The organism is Gilliamella apis (assembly GCF_002142155.1).
GTDB classification, from domain to species: Bacteria; Pseudomonadota; Gammaproteobacteria; order Enterobacterales; family Orbaceae; genus Gilliamella; species Gilliamella apis.
In genome coordinates this window covers 131,468-149,332 of sequence record NZ_NASD01000002.1, presented here as the reverse complement: position 1 = coordinate 149,332, position 17,865 = coordinate 131,468, and the positions used below count along the sequence as shown (strand labels likewise).

The window sequence follows — 17,865 nt, the reverse complement described above, 5'->3', positions numbered from 1 at the left end:
ATTTTTTGTAAAAATAATTGAGGAGTCTATACCATCAAATATGATTTATTGAGGGTAAATAAGAGTATTAAATCGGTTAAGTTTGATTTTTTATTCAATTAACTCACTGAGTGGTTTAGTTAGTAGATAAAGGTCGATTATTTGGCGTTTAAATAACATTTTCAGTTCTGGCAATAATAACATCCAAGTATTGTGTGATAGGGCCGTAAAGAACATTCCATAATCAGTAGTACGAAAAAAACACGATATAGACATTATATTGTTGTATATCAATTATAAACGATTAAAATGGCTAAAAAAACAAAGGATAAATGATAAACATTTTTAGTAATTTCCAATTGAAAAGAGACATTAGGAATGAGAATACAATGAGGTAAGTTAAGTGGATAAAAAAATACTATTTCTAATCATGTTGTTTATCAGTCACTTTGCACAAAGTGCTGAAGTCACTTGGGATCTAAATTTTGATGACAAATATAATTTACCTTTAATCATGATGGATTTTCAAGGTGAAAAAATTGCCATGACATTGGATACGGGTTCGAAAATAGCTTTACATCTACCCATGGATTTAATTAATAAGATTCCTAATAAAACGGAAAACTCTGAAAAAATCAGATCGATTGATCTTTCTGGGGGTGTCACAGAACTTAAATCATTTATTGTCAACAAGTTAGAATTAAATTCTTTTACCTTTAACAAGGTGCAAGTGGTTGAATATAAGGATTGGGGATTAGTTATTTCAAGCGATCCGACTATTGATGATAGTCAGGATACAGATGAAGATAAACCTGTTATTGGGCTTGGGTTGTTTGATGGTTACGTATTAACTATCAATTATCCGGAAAGTAATATAACGATATCAGATGATACTTCAACCGACTTAAATCCAAATTGGGTTGCTATCCCCTTTGATTTAAATGGTGAAGGTTTGGTCGTTAATCTGTCCGATGGTATAAAGAATTATAAAATGATTTTAGATACAGGGGCGACGGTATCACTCATCAAAGAACAATCACTTTCACCAGAATCAATTAAAATAAGCGATCCTGAAGATAATTTTAAATCTATATCACTTGATGTGAATAATGTCGCGAATGATAGCGTTCTACCAATAATAATTGATTCATTTCCTAATGAATTTCAATCTGACGGATTATTAGGCGCTGACTTTTTAAGTAAAAACAGAGTTAAAATTGATTTTAAAAATAAGCAAATGTGGATCCAACCGGTTGCGAAAAAATGATTTTAACTTATTACTTAGTAGAACTAATAAAATCATTACAAAAAAGACCTACATTAGTAGGTCTTTTTTTTAGGAGGTTTTATGAGTTATTTTTTGATTAAATTTGGGGAAAATGCAGAACAAAGATCACAATAACTAATGCAAAGCCTTTCATCAAACAGAATTTCTTGCTTAGCCGATTGACTTTCTAGGTTTTCACACCAAAAACAGCCTAAAGAACAACCTTTCAAGAATACAACTGTTCGAATTCCTGGTCCATCATGAATGGAATATCGTTTGTAAATTAAAAATCATATACTGCTCGCTTATCTTTGTTACATAATAATGACTTTCGAACGAAAGTGTCTGTGATCTAGATAGCAAATTTAATATGAAAATTAATGTGAATTGTTATAAATAATTGTGAGGAGATAGGGTTTTTAGGGAAAATCTATTTTGATCTTAATGTGTGAAATTACTGTTTAATACAAGAAATAGTCGTCTCAACTTTTATAAATTTTCAAAATAGAGATTAGCTTTATTGCTAATTAAATTTCAAACCCAAAGGAACCCATTCAGGTTCCTTTTGATAAATAATTGATGAGGGTAGTGTGAATATTTTCTATTATTCTTGATTCGGTGTATTAAAATTACGAAGAACTTTATATTTTATATATTGATTTGTAGCCTCAATGACTTGAATGACTGCCCCCTTATATCTAATTGTTTTTGAACTAGATAAATCATATTCAGCATTATTTGAGAATGCAGGCCTAGCCATATCATTATTAAATTCTCGATAACTAATATTAATTTTGTTTCCAACTTTGCCATTATAAATTAATATTTGTTGGAAAGTGTCTTGACTAGTTAAACTAACTTTTTTAAAACTATAATTTTTATTGTTATTACAAAAATCAGTTCCAGTTATAAAAGAAATACATACCTCATTATTAGCATTATCTTTTCTTACTCGAATACCAATAGGTGCAGCCGGTGTAGTATATGTTTTAACAATTGCATTACCATTGGCACTTTTCGCTGCGAAGAATAAGTGAGTTTTATCTTCCCCTAATTTAGGATAATCACCGGCATCAATAATGTAAGAATGGTTAAGTCTTGTTACTTCTGTGGTATTGGCAAAAGAAATTGCATCCATTATTTTAACTTTATCCTGACGAACTAAATCATCACCAATATAGGTTGTTGTTACAACATTGAGTTCAGGATAGCTTTTTTCAACCACCTCGGCTGTGTAGTTATATTTGATATCACTAACACAACCAAACAAGATAAAAGGAATAGTAGTCACAATTATCTTTTTCATTTTATTTCCTTTCAATTTTGAATTCTTATGAATAGTAAATTAGAGTTTAAATATATCAAGAAAAATCTAATTTGTATCCTTATAAATGAATTGATAATTTTCTGACTTTAGCGAATTTTAAACTTAAAGGAACCGATAAGGTTCCTTTAATAAAAAAAATTTGAGGAAAGGGGTTTTTGCGATTAATAATTACAAGGTAAAATCGCTTAAATCATCTTCACTAATTTCTGAATCGATTTGCCCAACTAAATATGAGCTCATTTCTGCTTCTTGTGGCGCAACCTGTACGTTATCAGAAACAAGCCAGTTATTGATCCATGGAATTGGGTTCGATTTTACTTCAAATGGTAATTTGAGGCCGACTGCTTGCATACGAATATTGGTAATATACTCAACGTATTGGCATAGAATATCTTTGTTTAAACCAATCATTGAACCACCTTCAAATAGATATTCAGCCCATTCTTTTTCTTGATTAGCGGCTTGTAAGAAGAGGTCATAACAATCTTGTTCACACTCTTTAGCGATTTCGGCCATTTCTGGATCATCTTCACCGCTTCTTAGGGTATTAATCATGAACTGTGTGCCGGTTAGATGTAATGCTTCATCACGCGCAATCAGTTTGATTATTTTGGCATTACCTTCCATTAATTCACGTTCTGCAAAGGCAAATGAGCAAGCAAAACTCACATAAAAACGAATCGCTTCAAGCGCATTAACGCTCATTAGGCATAAGTAAAGTCGTCTTTTTAACTCTCGTAGATCAATAGTGATAGTTCGATTATTGACAGTGTGTTTACCTTCACCCAACAAGTTATAATAACTAGCATAACTAATTAATTCATCGTAGTAGCCAGCAATATCACCAGCCCGTTTTTGAATTTCTTTATTAGTCACAATATCGTCAAATACAACTGAAGGATCATTAACGATATTACGAATAATGTGGGTGTATGAACGTGAATGAATCGTTTCTGAAAATGACCAAGTTTCTACCCATGTTTCGAGTTCGGGAATAGAAATTAATGGTAATAACGCCACATTTGGACTTCGACCTTGAATAGAATCGAGCAGAGTTTGATATTTTAAGTTACTAATAAATATATGTTTTTCATGTTCGGGGAGCGCTGCATAGTCAATGCGATCTTGTGATACGTCGACCTCTTCAGGACGCCAAAAGAAAGAAAGTTGTTTTTCAATTAACTTTTCAAACATTTCATATTTTTGTTGATCGTAACGAGCAACATTTACCGGTTGACCAAGAAACATTGGCTCTTTAAGTTGATCATTATGGATGTGTGAGAAGGTGCTGTAATTCATGCTCATAATCGAACTCCTAACAGAAATTTGTTAAGCTTTTTACTGTGCAGATAAGTAAAAAGTTGGAATAGTAGGGACAACTGGCTTGTTATCCACTACTTTTATTTTTAGGGCTAAGCAGAACAATTAAATTTTGCATGCTCCGCCTTCACAACCATCATCACTTGATGAGACTTCAATATCACCTTGAATATCTTCGGCACCATCTCGTGTATTATGATAATAAAGGGTTTTTACACCATATTTATAAGCTGTTAATAAATCAGCTAATAGCTGCTTCATTGGTACTTTATCATTAGGGAATTTAGTTGGGTCATAATTAGTATTGGCTGAAATTGATTGATCAATAAACTTCTGCATAATACCGACTAAATGCAAATAACCTGTATTATTGGGTATTTGCCAAAGTAACTCATATAAATCTTTTAATTTTTTATATTCAGGTACCACTTGTTTTAAAATACCATCTTTTGACGCCTTAACACTGACATATCCGCGTGGTGGCTCAATACCATTAGTGGCATTTGATATTTGTGAGGAAGTTTCAGATGGCATCAATGCTGATAAAGTAGAATTACGTAAACCATAAGTTTTGACTGATTGACGTAAAGATTCCCAATCATAATGTAATGGTTCTTTAGTAAGTGTATCGATATCTTGTTTATAAGTATCAATAGGTAAGATACCTTGAGCATAGGTTGTTTCACTAAATAGTGGGCAGGCACCTTTTTCTTTAGCTAAATTATTTGATGCTTTTAATAAATAATATTGCATTGCTTCAAATGTGCGATGGGTTAAGTTATTGGCACTACCATCAGAATATTTAACTCCATGTTTAGCTAAATAATAGGCATAATTAATTACACCAATACCTAATGTGCGGCGGTTTATTGATGACGTTTTAGCTGCCGGAATCGGATAATCTTGATAATCAAGCAATGCGTCTAGGGCACGAACGGTTAAATCAGCTAGCTCTTCAAAATCGTCAAGAGATTCAATTTTACCTAAATTAAAAGCAGATAAAGTACAAAGTGCAATTTCACCTTTATCATCATTAACGTTATTAAGTGGTTTAGTTGGTAGGGCAATTTCCATACATAAATTGGATTGATGTACTGGCGCTAGTTGAGCATTAAATGGACTATGAGTATTACAATGATCAACATTTTGAATATAAATTCGGCCAGTTGATGCTCGTTCTTGCATTAATAATGAAAATAATTCAACTGCTTTAACTACGCGTTTACGAATATTAACATCTTGTTCATATTGATGATAAAGAGCTTCAAATTTGTCTTGGTCGGCAAAGAAAGCATCGTAAAGACCCGGTACATCAGATGGACTGAATAAAGAGATGTTTTCATTTTTAATTAGACGTTGGTACATTAATTTATTGATTTGTACACCATAATCTAAATGTCGTACTCGGTTTTCTTCAACACCACGGTTATTACGTAGGACTAATAAACTTTCAACTTCTAAATGCCAGAGTGGATAAAATACTGTAGCTGCGCCACCACGAACACCACCTTGTGAACATGATTTAACTGCAGTTTGGAAATATTTATAAAATGGGATACAACCAGTATGGAAGGCTTCACCACCACGAATTGAGCTACCTAATGCTCGTATACGACCCGCATTCACGCCAATTCCAGCTCGTTGTGAAACATATTTTACAATCGCACCAGCTGTGGCATTGATAGAATCTAAGCTGTCATCACATTCAATTAATACACACGAGCTAAACTGGCGAGTCGGTGTACGAACCCCAGCCATTATTGGTGTCGGCAATGAAATTTTAAAGGTCGAAACGGCATCATAGAAACGTTTGATATAATCTAAACGACTCTCTTTTGGATAGTTAGCAAATAAACACGCTGCAACTAAGATATATAAGAATTGAGCACTTTCATAAATTTCGCCGGTTACGCGATTTTGAACCAAATATTTGCCTTCAAGTTGTTTGACGGCTGCATAGGAAAAATTCATATCACGCCAGTGGTCGATTATTTTATCCATTTGCTCAAATTCTTCTTGAGTATAATCTTCAAGAAGGTGTTTGTCATAGCGTTTGCTAGCAACAAGTTTTTTTACATGTTCATAAAGTGATGGTGGTGTAAATTGATTATAGGCTTTTTTGCGTAAATGAAAGATAGCTAAACGGGCAGCTAAATATTGATAATCAGGTGCATCTTGAGAGATAAGATCAGCCGCTGCACGGATAATAGTTTCATGAATGTCCGAAGTACGGATACCATCATAAAATTGAATATGTGAACGTAATTCAACCTGAGAAACAGATACATTATCTAATCCTTCTGCTGCCCAAGTGATTACTTTGTGGATTTTATCAAGATCGATAGGTTCTTTTTTCCCATCACGTTTAGTTACTAGCATTGATTTGTTCATTATTCATTTATCATCCATTTTTATGTTTTAATGAAACGTATGATAATTGATATTTGTCAAAATATACAATATATAGTGCCTATTAATCATTTTATTACTATATGTAGTATGCATAATAAACAGTGATCGGGAATTTATTAACGAAAATCAATAACTACGGATAATATTTTTTGAATTTGTTTTTGATAGTAAAAACGATAATGATAGGTGGTATAAAAGAAAAACAAAAATTGCCAATGATAAGCTCTACCTATGAATCGATAGAGCTCTAAATATAGAATAATAAATTTAATTAGTATCGACCGCTATACATAAGCCATTTTTATCTTGGCTCTCTTTTTTGCAGTGATATTTACCATCATATGGATGTAAATCACAATATTTGTTCATTGTCGGATCATAGACCCAAATTCTTTTTCGTTTATTATTTTCTTTTAATGCCGGGGCCCATGAGTCTGGGTATGATTCTTGTGTTGGATAACCCCATTCACTCATTAATGAACCTATTTCACGAGTAAATATTGCATCTTTTCCTGCATTAAAATTTGCGTTACTCAGTTCATCTGCATTAGTAATACGATAATTACCTGGTAACTGCTCACATGCTTCGGCAATTTGTGATGCCTTTCCTATTGAGCTAATACCTGTTCCTATAGTAGCTAGATTCCATCCAGAATACCATTTTGTTATAGTGAATCCATAACGAATTTTGTAACCATTAGTTATATGGGTGCCTTCTAAAATGACTTCATAACCGGTATTGTTACCCATGACATAATTCCAAGCTATCAAGGTATTTTTTGCATTATCAGTACCAAATCTTAGCGTTACAAAGTCGTTATTTGCACTGATTATTGGTTTACTAACAAGTTCTTTACCTTTTATCAATTGCCAATCATATTGGTCGGCTATGCCTTTTTGGGCAAGAGTTAGGTCAAATTGTGCACCATAAAAAGCAGTAGTCGGAAAATTGCTTAATTCTGTATTAGATTGAATTAAGAAACCATAATTTTTATTCCATTGGTTTTTTTGACCACTTTGGGCTTCACTTGGTTGTAATGAAGGGCGTGCATAACAAAATCCATTATCTTCCAATAAGGTATACATTTTCGCTGGACTATCAATAATGTCTTCGTTAGGGTATTGATTTGAATTAGGTAATCCATATTGGGTATATAATAGTATGCCATTTGCTTCTAATTTAATTTTATAAGGCGCATACCACCCTTTTTCAGATAATGAGCAAAATGTATCGCTATCTTCTGGTTCAAATTCAATAAGTTGATGTTTAGCATTGGTATAATACCATTTCATGGTAATTGCACTACTGGTATCGATTGCAGACAGTTGATCGCCATCATCATCAACAAATTGGCTATTATCAGGAAGTTTTATAGGCGCAACTTTTATGCGTTCTTTAAATGGATAACTTGTTGAATATGGCATATTTTTAACTTCATCACCATAATAGTTTTTACCATCGGTATTTAGACCAAAAAGATCAAAGTCTTTTATATTATTTTCTAATTGTGCTGATAATAATGGTTTATTACCATGAATTGCTTGAACAGTTTTTGAATCGAGTGAACAATAGCTAGAAGGGGATACAAGTAATAAAGGTAGTATTGAAGATATTTTCTTTACAGACTTATTGATGATTTGATTCACTGTTAAATTCCTTTTTATTCATCCTTTATCATTTTAATTTAGTAATTTATAAATATTTGATAAAATTATATTTTTATTTATTTTTGTTTTTTTGTGGCGCCGATTATAAAGCAAACAATCGCTTTAGTCGATCTTAAAGATGATTAATCATTATTGTATTTGTAATAATGTATTAATATTTTTTTAAACTATTTGATAAATATCATTATTCTATACCTCTATCATTCAATTAATGTAATATGATATACATAAACCATTTTTATATTGCGATTCACTTTGGAAACCCTATTGATATTTATGGTAGTCAAAGCGATCAGCGATTTATATTTGTTGATGTAAGGATAGGAAAGTTAAATTAGCTATCTGAATTAGATATCCTTTAATGTTTCACTGTCCGTAAAAATTACTAGTTATTTTCATCTACTGCTGTGCATAAGCCATTTTTTAAACCATTTTCAGCGACACAGTGATAAACGGCTTGATAAGTATGCAAATCACAATATTTTTGTTTATCCGGATCATATAGCCAAATTCTTTTATATCTAGCATCTTGTTTATCATTAGCTGCCCAAGAATTTGGGTATGCTTTTTGACTAGGGTCTCCCCATTCACTAAAAAGGGTGCCTATCTCTCGAGTATATTTAGCTTTAGCTGCCTGTAAGCTGGAATTAACCACTTCATTAGTATAACTTATACGATACTTTCCACCGCCAGCTAGGGCGTTACAGCTTTCATCCACTTTGGGCCCCGTTGTAATAGAAGCTCCGGGTTCACCAATTTTATTTTCATCCCAACCGGTAAACCATTTAACGAGAGTAAATGAATATTGAATAGTGGTATTTCTTTGAGGGTTTTTTCCTTCAACAATAACCGTATATCCATCACCAGATCCCATTATATATTGCCAAGCTTTTGCTGGATCTTTAGCATCAGGCATATCAAATGATACCGTAACAGCTTGAGTATTATCGTCTTTGTTAACTTGTACTAACTCACCACCTTGTTTAATTGACCATTCATAATCTTTGGCAATTTGTTCATTAGTCAAAATTAATTGAAATTGCGCACCATAAAAACCAGTAGAAGGAAAATTTTTGCTAGGATCATTTGTCGATTGTGGTAAAAAGCCATTATCACGATCCCATTGTGATTCTGTGTTAGCACCCGATTCTTTTGGTTTTAATTCTGGTTTGGCATAACAAATTCCAACATCATCCATGATGGTATAAGTTTTTGAAGGTGATGTTATTATTTCCTCATTAGGATAGAGATAATAGTCAGGTTCACCATATTTTGATACTAGTAATAAAGCATCAGTAGTCAATTTTACTTTAAATGGTGCAGTTATATTTTTTTTAGCTAAAGAACAAAATGTATCAACAGCTGTTGGAACAAACGAAACTAATTTATTTTTTGAATTGGTATAAAACCATTCCATTTGAATGTTGCCATTATGTTCAAACCCAACTAACTCATCACCATCAACATCAACGTATTCATTTTCGTTTGGATATTTCATTGGTGCAATTGCGACTTTATCTTTAAATGGATAGTTACTGGTGAGTGGTAAATGATCAATCTCCTTTCCATAATAATTTTGATTATAAACTTTTAAACCAAATAAGTTTAAATCGTCTATATTCATCTCTAATGGTAGTGATAAATGAGGTGGTGATCCTGTTATTGAGTTAACCGTTATTTGTGAGAGGCTGGCTTCAGTTGACTGGATTGATTGGAATAATAATACTAAATAAAACCATAGTGCTAAATATCTACTGCTCGTTAGGTAACTCACGGTATATTCCCTATATTTCATTTTTCTTTAATTATTTATTAGAAAGGTTTTTTGCGTATAAGATTTCACATCTGATTATATTTTATATGATAGTTTATAGCTAACAAATAATTGTAAACGATTGTTAATTCATTAAATTGATATTAGTTTCTTTAATTAAGTTTTTGTAAAATATAGGTTTTTTGTTTTTGATTTATATCAACGCTTTTTAAGATTAGTTTATTTTTTATGTGGATAAGAACGCTGGGATTATCGATAACTTATAGTTTGCCGAGTAATAAATGAAATGTAATTTCAATTGATAAAAAATATTAAAATTACATTACTAATTTTATTTCGATTTATAGCGTTGAATACTACTCGCTTTATTTTGATCTTCTAGCCAAGCTAATTTTTCTGCGTAATTTTTTTCAGCTCCTCGTTGGTTGGGATAATAGTATTTAGTTGCCGCCATTTCTGGAGGAAAATAGTTTTCACCAGCAGCAAAGGCATTAGGTTCATCATGGGCATAACGATATTGAGCTCCATAACCTAAATTCTTCATTAATTGGGTTGGTGCATTGCGTAGATGTTCTGGTACATCATAATCTGGCTGAGATGCGGCATCTTTCATTGCTTGGTTAAATGCAAGATAAACAGCATTACTTTTTGGTGCACAAGCAAGATAAACGATTGCTTGGGCGATAGCTCGTTCGCCTTCAGCTGGCCCCACTCGAGTAAAACAGTCCCAAGCAGCTAGTGCTACTTGCATTGCTCTTGGATCGGCATTTCCAACATCTTCTGAAGCTATTGCTAATAATCGACGGGCAACATAAAGTGGATCACCACCAGCCGAAATGATTCTGGCATACCAATAAAGTGCGGCATCAGGTGCAGAGCCTCTAATTGATTTATGCACAGCTGAGATCAGATCATAAAAACGATCGCCTTGATTATCAAATCTTGCACTACGCTCGCCAATGACTTCTTTTAGTAATTCTGGTGTAAGGGCTTGACCATCAGACATATCAACCAATAATTCAAGTGTATTTAATGCCCTCCTGGCATCACCACCAACAAACTCGGCAATCTGTTGTTTAGTTTGTTCAGGTAATGTGATATTTAAGTTACCATAACCCCGATCAGTATCATTCATAGCTTGTTGTAAAATTTGCTCAATATCATTATTGGTCAGTGATTTTAGTAAATATACTCTCGCGCGAGACAAAAGTGCTGAATTTAATTCGAATGATGGGTTTTCAGTTGTTGCTCCGATAAAGGTTACCGTACCATTTTCGACATAAGGTAGAAATGCATCTTGTTGACTTTTATTAAAACGATGGACTTCATCAACAAACAAGATGGTTCTAACACCAGATTGCTGGTTTATTTTTGCCCTTTCTATTGCCTCTCGAATATCTTTTATACCAGAAGTAACTGCTGAAATACGTTCAACTTTAGCGTTGGCATGATGGGCAATAATTTCTGCTAAGGTGGTTTTACCTGTACCAGGCGGTCCCCACAGGATCATTGAATGCAGATGACCCGCCTCAATGGCTTTAGGTAGAGGTTTATCTTTACCCAGTAGCTGGCTCTGACCAATGTATTCTGATAAATTGCGTGGGCGCATCCTTGCAGCTAAAGGTTTAAATTCATCTGTACCAAATTCAAAAGAGAGACTAGGCATGGTGTACTATATACCCGTAATTACAAAATATGGTTATTATATACCGCTTCACTAATAATAGTGAAAAAGAAAAGAAAATATCTTCCACAGCTAACAGAAAAACGGTAATATTTTGAACTAAATTAGTTATTAAAATAGATGATTGTTGAATATATTTTATTACACAAAATACATAAGGATTGGTAATGAAGAAGTTTTTAATGTTAATTGGGTTACTTACAAGTCTTTCTGCATGGGCAGGCGATAAAGAGGTGTTACAAGAACGATTAGCTAAAATTGATGGATTTTATGCCCGTTTTTCACAAGATGTGAAAACTGCTGATAAGCAACCAGTTCAACAAGGAAAAGGTGATTTATGGGTGACAAGACCCTATTATTTTAATTGGACAATGACTGAACCTGATGAAACTTCGATTATTTCTGATGGAACTAATATGTGGGTCTACACTCCAGCCGTTGAACAAGTGAGTGTAATGAGTTTGAAAAAAGCGGTTGATAATCGTTTAATGTTGCTAATTACTGATAATCATAATCCAATTTGGAATGCCTATCATGTTACACGTAAACAAGATTCTTTTACCTTAAAACCGACTGATGGCTCTAATCAAGATTTTGTTATTTCAGTTTTACCAACCGGCATGATTTCTAATTTCACGATTATTGAAGAAGATGGTCAGCGCAGCTTTTATGATTTATCTCGCCAAACTTTAGGCAAAGTTACGATGGATAAGTTCAAGTTTACACCACCTGCTGGGGTAACAATTGACGATCAACGCTAATAATTTTAGTAATATCTAATTTTTTCTGATTCACGAAATTAAAACATTTTGCCTACTAATGCAAAGTGTTTTAATTTGCTTATTAGTTGTTTTTAAGCTGTGCTGCTAAATTGGCTATTTACTAACTCTCTCAATGCTCCGTTTCATTAATACTAATAACTGGATTATCAGAAAAGAGATAGTGGTCGCGTTTGGTTTCGAAATCTTCGCTAGCTGCATCAAATAACATTTTTTTGGTATTTTCTAAATGTTGCCACATAGCTAATTTAGCCGCTTTAGGATCTCGATTAATTAGTGCTTCTAAAATTTTATCATGTTCATCCCACCAACTTTCAATATCTTGTTGTTGTACATGTTCATGAAGTTTTTTCCATAAAGGATTTAATGTCCGTTGCTGCCATGCTTCTTGAACAATTGTGATCAAAGCAGTATTTCGGGTAATCATTGCAATTTGAGTATGAAATTTTAAATCCCAATCAGAATCTCGATAATGATCTTCTTTTTTGGCGTTATGCTGAATTTCTAAAAGTTTAACAATATCATCTTTAGTAATTTGAGTGGCGGCAAATTCGGCGATATTACTTTCAATAAGTTGCCGAGCTTGTAGTAACTCAAAGGGGCCTGTAGTCGAAAAATTTAAACCTTGTGAGGCGGTAATAATATTATTTTGCAAACTATTAGCAATTACATGGATGCCAGACCCTTTACGTGCATCAACATAACCTTCAACTTCAAGCATGATAATGGCTTCTCTGACTACTGCTCGGCTAACTTTTAACTCTTCACAAATTAATCTTTCGGAAGGTAATTTACTGCCAACTGGATAAATACCATTAATAATTCGATTCTTAAGTTCAGTTGCGATTACTTGATAAAGTCGTTGATATTCGTTCTGTTCTTGGGTCATGGTGAAGTTGGCATAATTCCTTTAAGTTTTCTCAGACTTTTAAAATAACATCTAATTGCGCTAAGTTAAATAATATTACTGTAATTTTTTCAAATAAACATACTTGTCAGCTAACTTTCAATAAAAAAATATCCCTTTATATATTATGGGTATGGGTTAATTATGTGATGTATGTCAACTTTTTAAGTTGTCTTATATGTTAATATAAGACAAAATATTGACATCTAAACTTACTAGTTAATCACTGCTTTTTGGAGAATAAAATGAGTTTTTTAACTGAAAACTTTTTGCTTGATACTGAATTTTCTCGTCAACTTTATCATGACTATGCGGCTGAACAGCCAATTTTTGATTATCACTGCCATTTACCACCAGAACAAATTGCCAACGATTATCAATTTAAAAATTTGTATGACATATGGCTAAAAGGTGATCATTATAAATGGCGCGCAATGCGTACCAATGGTGTTGCTGAAAAATTCTGTACTGGTACTGATGTGAGTGATTTAGACAAATTCAAGGCTTGGGCGGAAACAGTTCCTCACACCATTGGTAATCCTTTATATCATTGGACTCATTTAGAACTGCGTCGTCCTTTTGGAATTGATAATGTTTTATTATCACCAACTACAGCAGAGCAAATTTGGAATAGTTGTAATGAAATGCTTGCCACTCCAGAGTTTTCAGCTCGTAGCATTATGAAAAAAATGAATGTTAAAATGGCCGGTACCACCGATGATCCTATTGATGATTTAGCTCATCATAAAACTATTGCCGAAGATAGCTCATTTGAGGTTAAAGTTTTACCAAGCTGGCGTCCAGATAAAGCATTTAATATTGATTCTGAATTTTTTGCCCAATATATGGAAAAACTTTCTGCGGTAGCTGACGTGGAAATTTCTAACTTCCAAGCGCTTTGTCAGGCATTATCCAAACGTATGGACCATTTTGCTGCTCATGGTTGTAAGATTTCTGACCATGCATTAGATACCGTTGTTTATGAAGAAGCCTCTGAAAAAGAGTTGGATACCATTTTAACTAAACGTTTATCTGGCGAGGTTTTAACCGCTAAAGAAGTTGCTCAATTTAAAACGGCAGTACTTATTTTTTTAGGTGTTGAATACCACAAACGTCAATGGATTCAACAATATCATATTGGCGCATTGCGTAATAATAATTCCAGAATGTTTAATTTAATGGGGCCAGATGTTGGATTCGATTCTATTAATGATTCACCGATTGCCCAGCCTCTTTCTCGATTATTAGATGCCCAAGCTAAACAAGATGCGTTACCTAAAACAATTTTATACTGTTTAAATCCTTCTGATAATGAAATTCTAGGCACAATGATTGGTAACTTCCAAGGTGCAGGTATTCAAGGAAAAATGCAATTTGGTTCAGGTTGGTGGTTTAATGATCAAAAAGACGGCATGATTCGTCAAATGACACAGCTTGCCCAACTTGGTTTATTAAGTCGTTTTGTTGGTATGTTAACTGATAGCCGTAGCTTCTTATCTTATACTCGTCATGAATATTTTAGACGTATTTTATGTCGCATGATTGGACGTTGGGTTGAAGATGGTGAAGCTCCTCGTGATATCCAATTATTAGGACAAATGGTTAAAAATATTAGTTTTGATAATGCTAAAAACTATTTTGGTATTGAATTGAGTTAAGAGTATTAAGTCGTTGTAATTAGAGTAATTAAATAAGAGTTAGAGTAATGAAAACATTAAATAGAAATGATTTTCCGGGAGCAAAATATACGACGCGTGTTGTTCAGTTTGGCGAAGGTAATTTTTTACGGGCATTTTTAGATTGGCAGTTAGATATTCTTAATGAGAAAACTGATCTTGATGCGGGTGTTGTGGTGGTTCGACCGTTAAATACCGATTTTCCGCCATCATTAAGTATTCAAGATGGTTTGTATACCACACTGGTTCGTGGTTTAAATGAACAGAATCAAGCCGTGAAGGAGTTTAGATTGATTCGTTCAGTGAATAATGAAATCAATGTGTATACTCAATATGATGAATATCTTGAGTTAGCTAAAGATCCGAATATTCAGTTTATATTTTCAAATACTACCGAAGCAGGCATTAGTTATGTTGAAAGTGACCAATTAACCGATAAACCTGCAACTAGCTATCCAGCTAAATTAACCGCATTTTTATATGAAAGATTTGTTCACTTTGCGGGTAGTAAAGAAAGTGGTTTGATTATTATCCCTTGTGAATTAATTGATTATAACGGCGATGCACTTAAAAAATTAGTACTGAAATATGCCAACCAATGGAACTTGTCAGACAAATTCATAAACTGGCTTGAAAATGATAATTTATTCTGTTCGACTTTAGTTGATAGAATCGTACCAGGTTATCCGAAAGCGCAAATTGCTGAACTTGAAGCTGAATTGGGCTATAAAGATAATTTTATTGATTCAGCGGAATATTTTTATCTGTTCGTTATTCAAGGACCTCAATGGTTGGCAGACAAGTTATGCTTAGATAAATGCGATATAAATATCAAAATTGTTGATGATATTAAACCATATAAAGAGCGTAAAGTGGCGATTTTAAATGGAGCACATACCGCTTTAGTGCCAGTTGCTTATTTAGCGGGTATTGATACTGTTGGCGAATCAATGAATGATGCACAGATCTTATCTTATATTAAAGAGACTATTTTTGAGGAAATTATTCCTGTTTTAGATTTACCTCATCAAGAATTGGTTGATTTTGCTGACTCAGTGATTAGTCGTTTTAAAAATCCATTTATTGAACATCAATTGATGTCAATTGCCTTAAACAGTATGACTAAGTTTAAAACCCGTATTCTTCCTCAATTGATCAATTATCAGCAAGAGAAAGGGACATTACCTAAACACTTAGTCTTCTCTTTTGCTGCATTAATTGCATTTTATCGTGGTGTGCGTAATGGGCAAAACTATCCATTACAAGATGATGCAATTTGGTTACAACGTTTTAATAGTAGTTGGACAGCGATTGCTGAGGGTAAAAGTTCATTAGAAGATTTAGTTCAAGTTGTATTAGGTGATACAGCTCATTGGCAGCACGATCTACTAAGTATCCCGCAATTAGCGCAAACATTAACACAATATTTAACGATCATAATTGAAGGTGGTATGCGTCAAGCAATTGAAAAATGTATTGCTGGCAGCAAAATAGTATGAGTAATTCAATGATTAAATTTATAAAAATTAATAATAAAGATAATGTTGGGGTAGCATTATCTGATTTAGAAGCACATGAAAAAAATATTGTTGTTGATGGCCAGGTTATTGACCTGCAAGAGCCGATTAAACAAGGGCATAAGTTTGCCCTTAACGATATTGAGCAAAACGAGAATATTATTAAATATGGTTTACCAATAGGCCATGCTACCCGCTTAATTAAAGCGGGTGAGCATATTCATTCGCATAATTTGAAAACTAATTTAAGTGATATTAATGATTACCAATATCAACCTACTTTATCAAAAAATGAGTTGTTGCATGAGATAGCTGATAAAGAAGTACAGATCTATCGACGTAACAATGGTGAAGTTGGTATTCGTAATGAACTCTGGATCATACCAACGGTAACTTGTATTAACGGGATTGCAGAACAAATTGTTAAACAGTTTCGTGATGAGTTAAATAATCAATTAGCAATTGATGGTATTACGGTACTTGAACATCCTTATGGATGTTCTCAATTAGGACAAGATCATCAAAATACCAAAACTATTTTACAAAATTTAGTTAAACATCCTAATGCTGGTGCAGTTTTGGTGATAGGACTTGGTTGTGAAAATAATCAGGTTTCAGAATTTAAGGCTGATTTAGGAGAGTACGACGAATCTCGAGTTAGATTTTTAATCGCTCAGCAAGAAACCGATGAAGTGGAAGCAGCATTGGTTCACTTAAGAGAGCTTTATGCGATTATGAAACAAGATAAACGCCAATTAGGGCGCTTAAGTGAATTGAAATTTGGTTTGGAGTGCGGTGGTTCAGATGGTTTTTCTGGCATTACAGCCAATCCAATGCTCGGCCTTTTTTCTGACTATGTTGTTGCTCATGGTGGTACAAGTGTACTTACTGAAGTGCCAGAAATGTTTGGTGCTGAAAATATTTTAATGTCACATTGTGTTGATGAGTTTACTTTCGATAAAACCGTCGATATGATAAATGACTTCAAACAGTATTTTATTGCAAATAATCAACCTATCTATGAAAATCCTTCTCCTGGTAACAAGGCTGGTGGGATTACAACCTTAGAAGAAAAGTCTCTCGGTTGTACCCAAAAAGCGGGCGGCAGTGAAGTTATTGATGTCCTTAAATATGGTCAAATGTTAACTAAACATGGCTTGAATTTACTAAGTGCACCAGGTAATGACGCTGTAGCTACTGGGGCTTTATCGGCTGCTGGATGTCACATGGTTCTTTTCACTACGGGAAGAGGTACGCCTTATGGTGGAATTGTGCCAACAGTGAAAATTGCAACTAATACCCAATTGGCCGACAAGAAAGCCAATTGGATCGATTTTAATGCCGGTAAGCTTATACAAGGTGTGTCGATGCAATCTTTGTTGCTAGAGTTTATTGAGCATATTGCTCTGATCGCTAGTGGCGAAAAAACTCGAAATGAAATCAATAATTTCAGGAATTTAGCCATCTTAAAAAGCGGCGTAACTCTCTAGGCATAAATTCAATAGTTAATACCTATGACATTAAGTCCTTCGGGACTTAATGCGGGGACCCTTTT

12 protein-coding genes and 1 pseudogene are annotated in these 17,865 nt (G+C 33.6%); 5 read left to right on the top strand and 8 right to left on the bottom strand.

What is annotated here, in order from left to right; translation table 11 throughout:
- Positions 1-382: 382 nt before the first annotated feature.
- On the top strand, positions 383-1,246 hold the full coding sequence (locus tag B6C84_RS01960; RefSeq protein ID WP_086365776.1) for a pepsin/retropepsin-like aspartic protease family protein: 864 nt from the start codon (positions 383-385) through the stop codon (positions 1,244-1,246).
- An 89-nt stretch (positions 1,247-1,335) separates the two neighbouring features.
- Here B6C84_RS01960 and B6C84_RS11775 read toward each other — a convergent pair.
- From B6C84_RS11775 to B6C84_RS01925, 7 genes and pseudogenes are all read right to left on the bottom strand, one after another.
- A pseudogene (locus B6C84_RS11775) lies at positions 1,336-1,540 on the bottom strand (4Fe-4S cluster-binding domain-containing protein); the annotation flags it as partial.
- Between the two features lie 310 nt (positions 1,541-1,850).
- On the bottom strand, positions 1,851-2,552 hold the full coding sequence (locus B6C84_RS01950; protein ID WP_065651504.1) for a hypothetical protein: 702 nt from the start codon (positions 2,550-2,552) through the stop codon (positions 1,851-1,853).
- A 189-nt stretch (positions 2,553-2,741) separates the two neighbouring features.
- Complete coding sequence (nrdB, locus tag B6C84_RS01945) at positions 2,742-3,872, bottom strand: class Ia ribonucleoside-diphosphate reductase subunit beta (RefSeq protein ID WP_086353875.1); 1,131 nt, start codon at positions 3,870-3,872, stop codon at positions 2,742-2,744.
- 126 nt (positions 3,873-3,998) lie between these two features.
- Positions 3,999-6,284 (bottom strand): class 1a ribonucleoside-diphosphate reductase subunit alpha, encoded by a 2,286-nt coding sequence (nrdA, locus tag B6C84_RS01940; protein ID WP_086353814.1) that lies wholly within the window; start codon positions 6,282-6,284, stop codon positions 3,999-4,001.
- A gap of 288 nt (positions 6,285-6,572) precedes the next feature.
- Complete coding sequence (locus B6C84_RS01935; RefSeq protein WP_086353815.1) at positions 6,573-7,952, bottom strand: hypothetical protein; 1,380 nt, start codon at positions 7,950-7,952, stop codon at positions 6,573-6,575.
- Positions 7,953-8,358: 406 nt separating this feature from the next.
- Positions 8,359-9,747 carry a hypothetical protein gene (locus B6C84_RS01930; RefSeq protein ID WP_086353816.1) on the bottom strand — a complete coding sequence of 463 codons (1,389 nt, stop codon included), beginning with the start codon at positions 9,745-9,747 and terminating at the stop codon, positions 8,359-8,361.
- A gap of 331 nt (positions 9,748-10,078) precedes the next feature.
- Entirely contained in the window at positions 10,079-11,413 is a 1,335-nt protein-coding gene (locus B6C84_RS01925; RefSeq protein WP_086353817.1) for a replication-associated recombination protein A, read from the bottom strand.
- A 185-nt stretch (positions 11,414-11,598) separates the two neighbouring features.
- On the opposite strand from B6C84_RS01925, the gene lolA reads away from it, so the two are divergent.
- Entirely contained in the window at positions 11,599-12,192 is a 594-nt protein-coding gene (lolA, locus tag B6C84_RS01920) for an outer membrane lipoprotein periplasmic chaperone LolA (RefSeq protein ID WP_086353818.1), read from the top strand.
- A gap of 130 nt (positions 12,193-12,322) precedes the next feature.
- Here lolA and exuR read toward each other — a convergent pair whose 3' ends face one another.
- A complete protein-coding gene (gene exuR, locus B6C84_RS01915; RefSeq protein WP_065577597.1) occupies positions 12,323-13,099 on the bottom strand; it encodes a transcriptional regulator ExuR in 777 nt (258 codons plus the stop codon).
- 263 nt (positions 13,100-13,362) lie between these two features.
- On the opposite strand from exuR, the gene uxaC reads away from it, so the two are divergent.
- The 3 genes from uxaC to B6C84_RS01900 are packed head-to-tail and all read left to right on the top strand — an operon-like array spanning position 13,363 to position 17,800.
- Positions 13,363-14,775: a glucuronate isomerase gene (uxaC, locus tag B6C84_RS01910; protein ID WP_086353819.1), complete on the top strand. Its 1,413-nt coding sequence runs from the start codon at positions 13,363-13,365 to the stop codon at positions 14,773-14,775.
- Positions 14,776-14,822: 47 nt separating this feature from the next.
- Entirely contained in the window at positions 14,823-16,292 is a 1,470-nt protein-coding gene (locus B6C84_RS01905) for a tagaturonate reductase (RefSeq protein ID WP_086353820.1), read from the top strand.
- Positions 16,293-16,300: 8 nt separating this feature from the next.
- Complete coding sequence (locus B6C84_RS01900) at positions 16,301-17,800, top strand: UxaA family hydrolase (protein ID WP_086353876.1); 1,500 nt, start codon at positions 16,301-16,303, stop codon at positions 17,798-17,800.
- The last annotated feature ends 65 nt before the right edge of the window (positions 17,801-17,865 follow it).

What these genes read in the sequence shown, in the direction of transcription:
- B6C84_RS01900 (WP_086353876.1), top strand. Translation starts at nt 16,301, where the DNA reads ATGATTAAATTTATAAAAATTAATAATAAAGATAATGTTGGGGTAGCA.
- nrdA (WP_086353814.1), bottom strand. Translation starts at nt 6,284, where the DNA reads ATGAACAAATCAATGCTAGTAACTAAACGTGATGGGAAAAAAGAACCT.
- uxaC (WP_086353819.1), top strand. Translation starts at nt 13,363, where the DNA reads ATGAGTTTTTTAACTGAAAACTTTTTGCTTGATACTGAATTTTCTCGT.
- nrdB (WP_086353875.1), bottom strand. Translation starts at nt 3,872, where the DNA reads ATGAATTACAGCACCTTCTCACACATCCATAATGATCAACTTAAAGAG.
- lolA (WP_086353818.1), top strand. Translation starts at nt 11,599, where the DNA reads ATGAAGAAGTTTTTAATGTTAATTGGGTTACTTACAAGTCTTTCTGCA.
- B6C84_RS01925 (WP_086353817.1), bottom strand. Translation starts at nt 11,413, where the DNA reads ATGCCTAGTCTCTCTTTTGAATTTGGTACAGATGAATTTAAACCTTTA.
- exuR (WP_065577597.1), bottom strand. Translation starts at nt 13,099, where the DNA reads ATGACCCAAGAACAGAACGAATATCAACGACTTTATCAAGTAATCGCA.
- B6C84_RS01950 (WP_065651504.1), bottom strand. Translation starts at nt 2,552, where the DNA reads ATGAAAAAGATAATTGTGACTACTATTCCTTTTATCTTGTTTGGTTGT.
- B6C84_RS01905 (WP_086353820.1), top strand. Translation starts at nt 14,823, where the DNA reads ATGAAAACATTAAATAGAAATGATTTTCCGGGAGCAAAATATACGACG.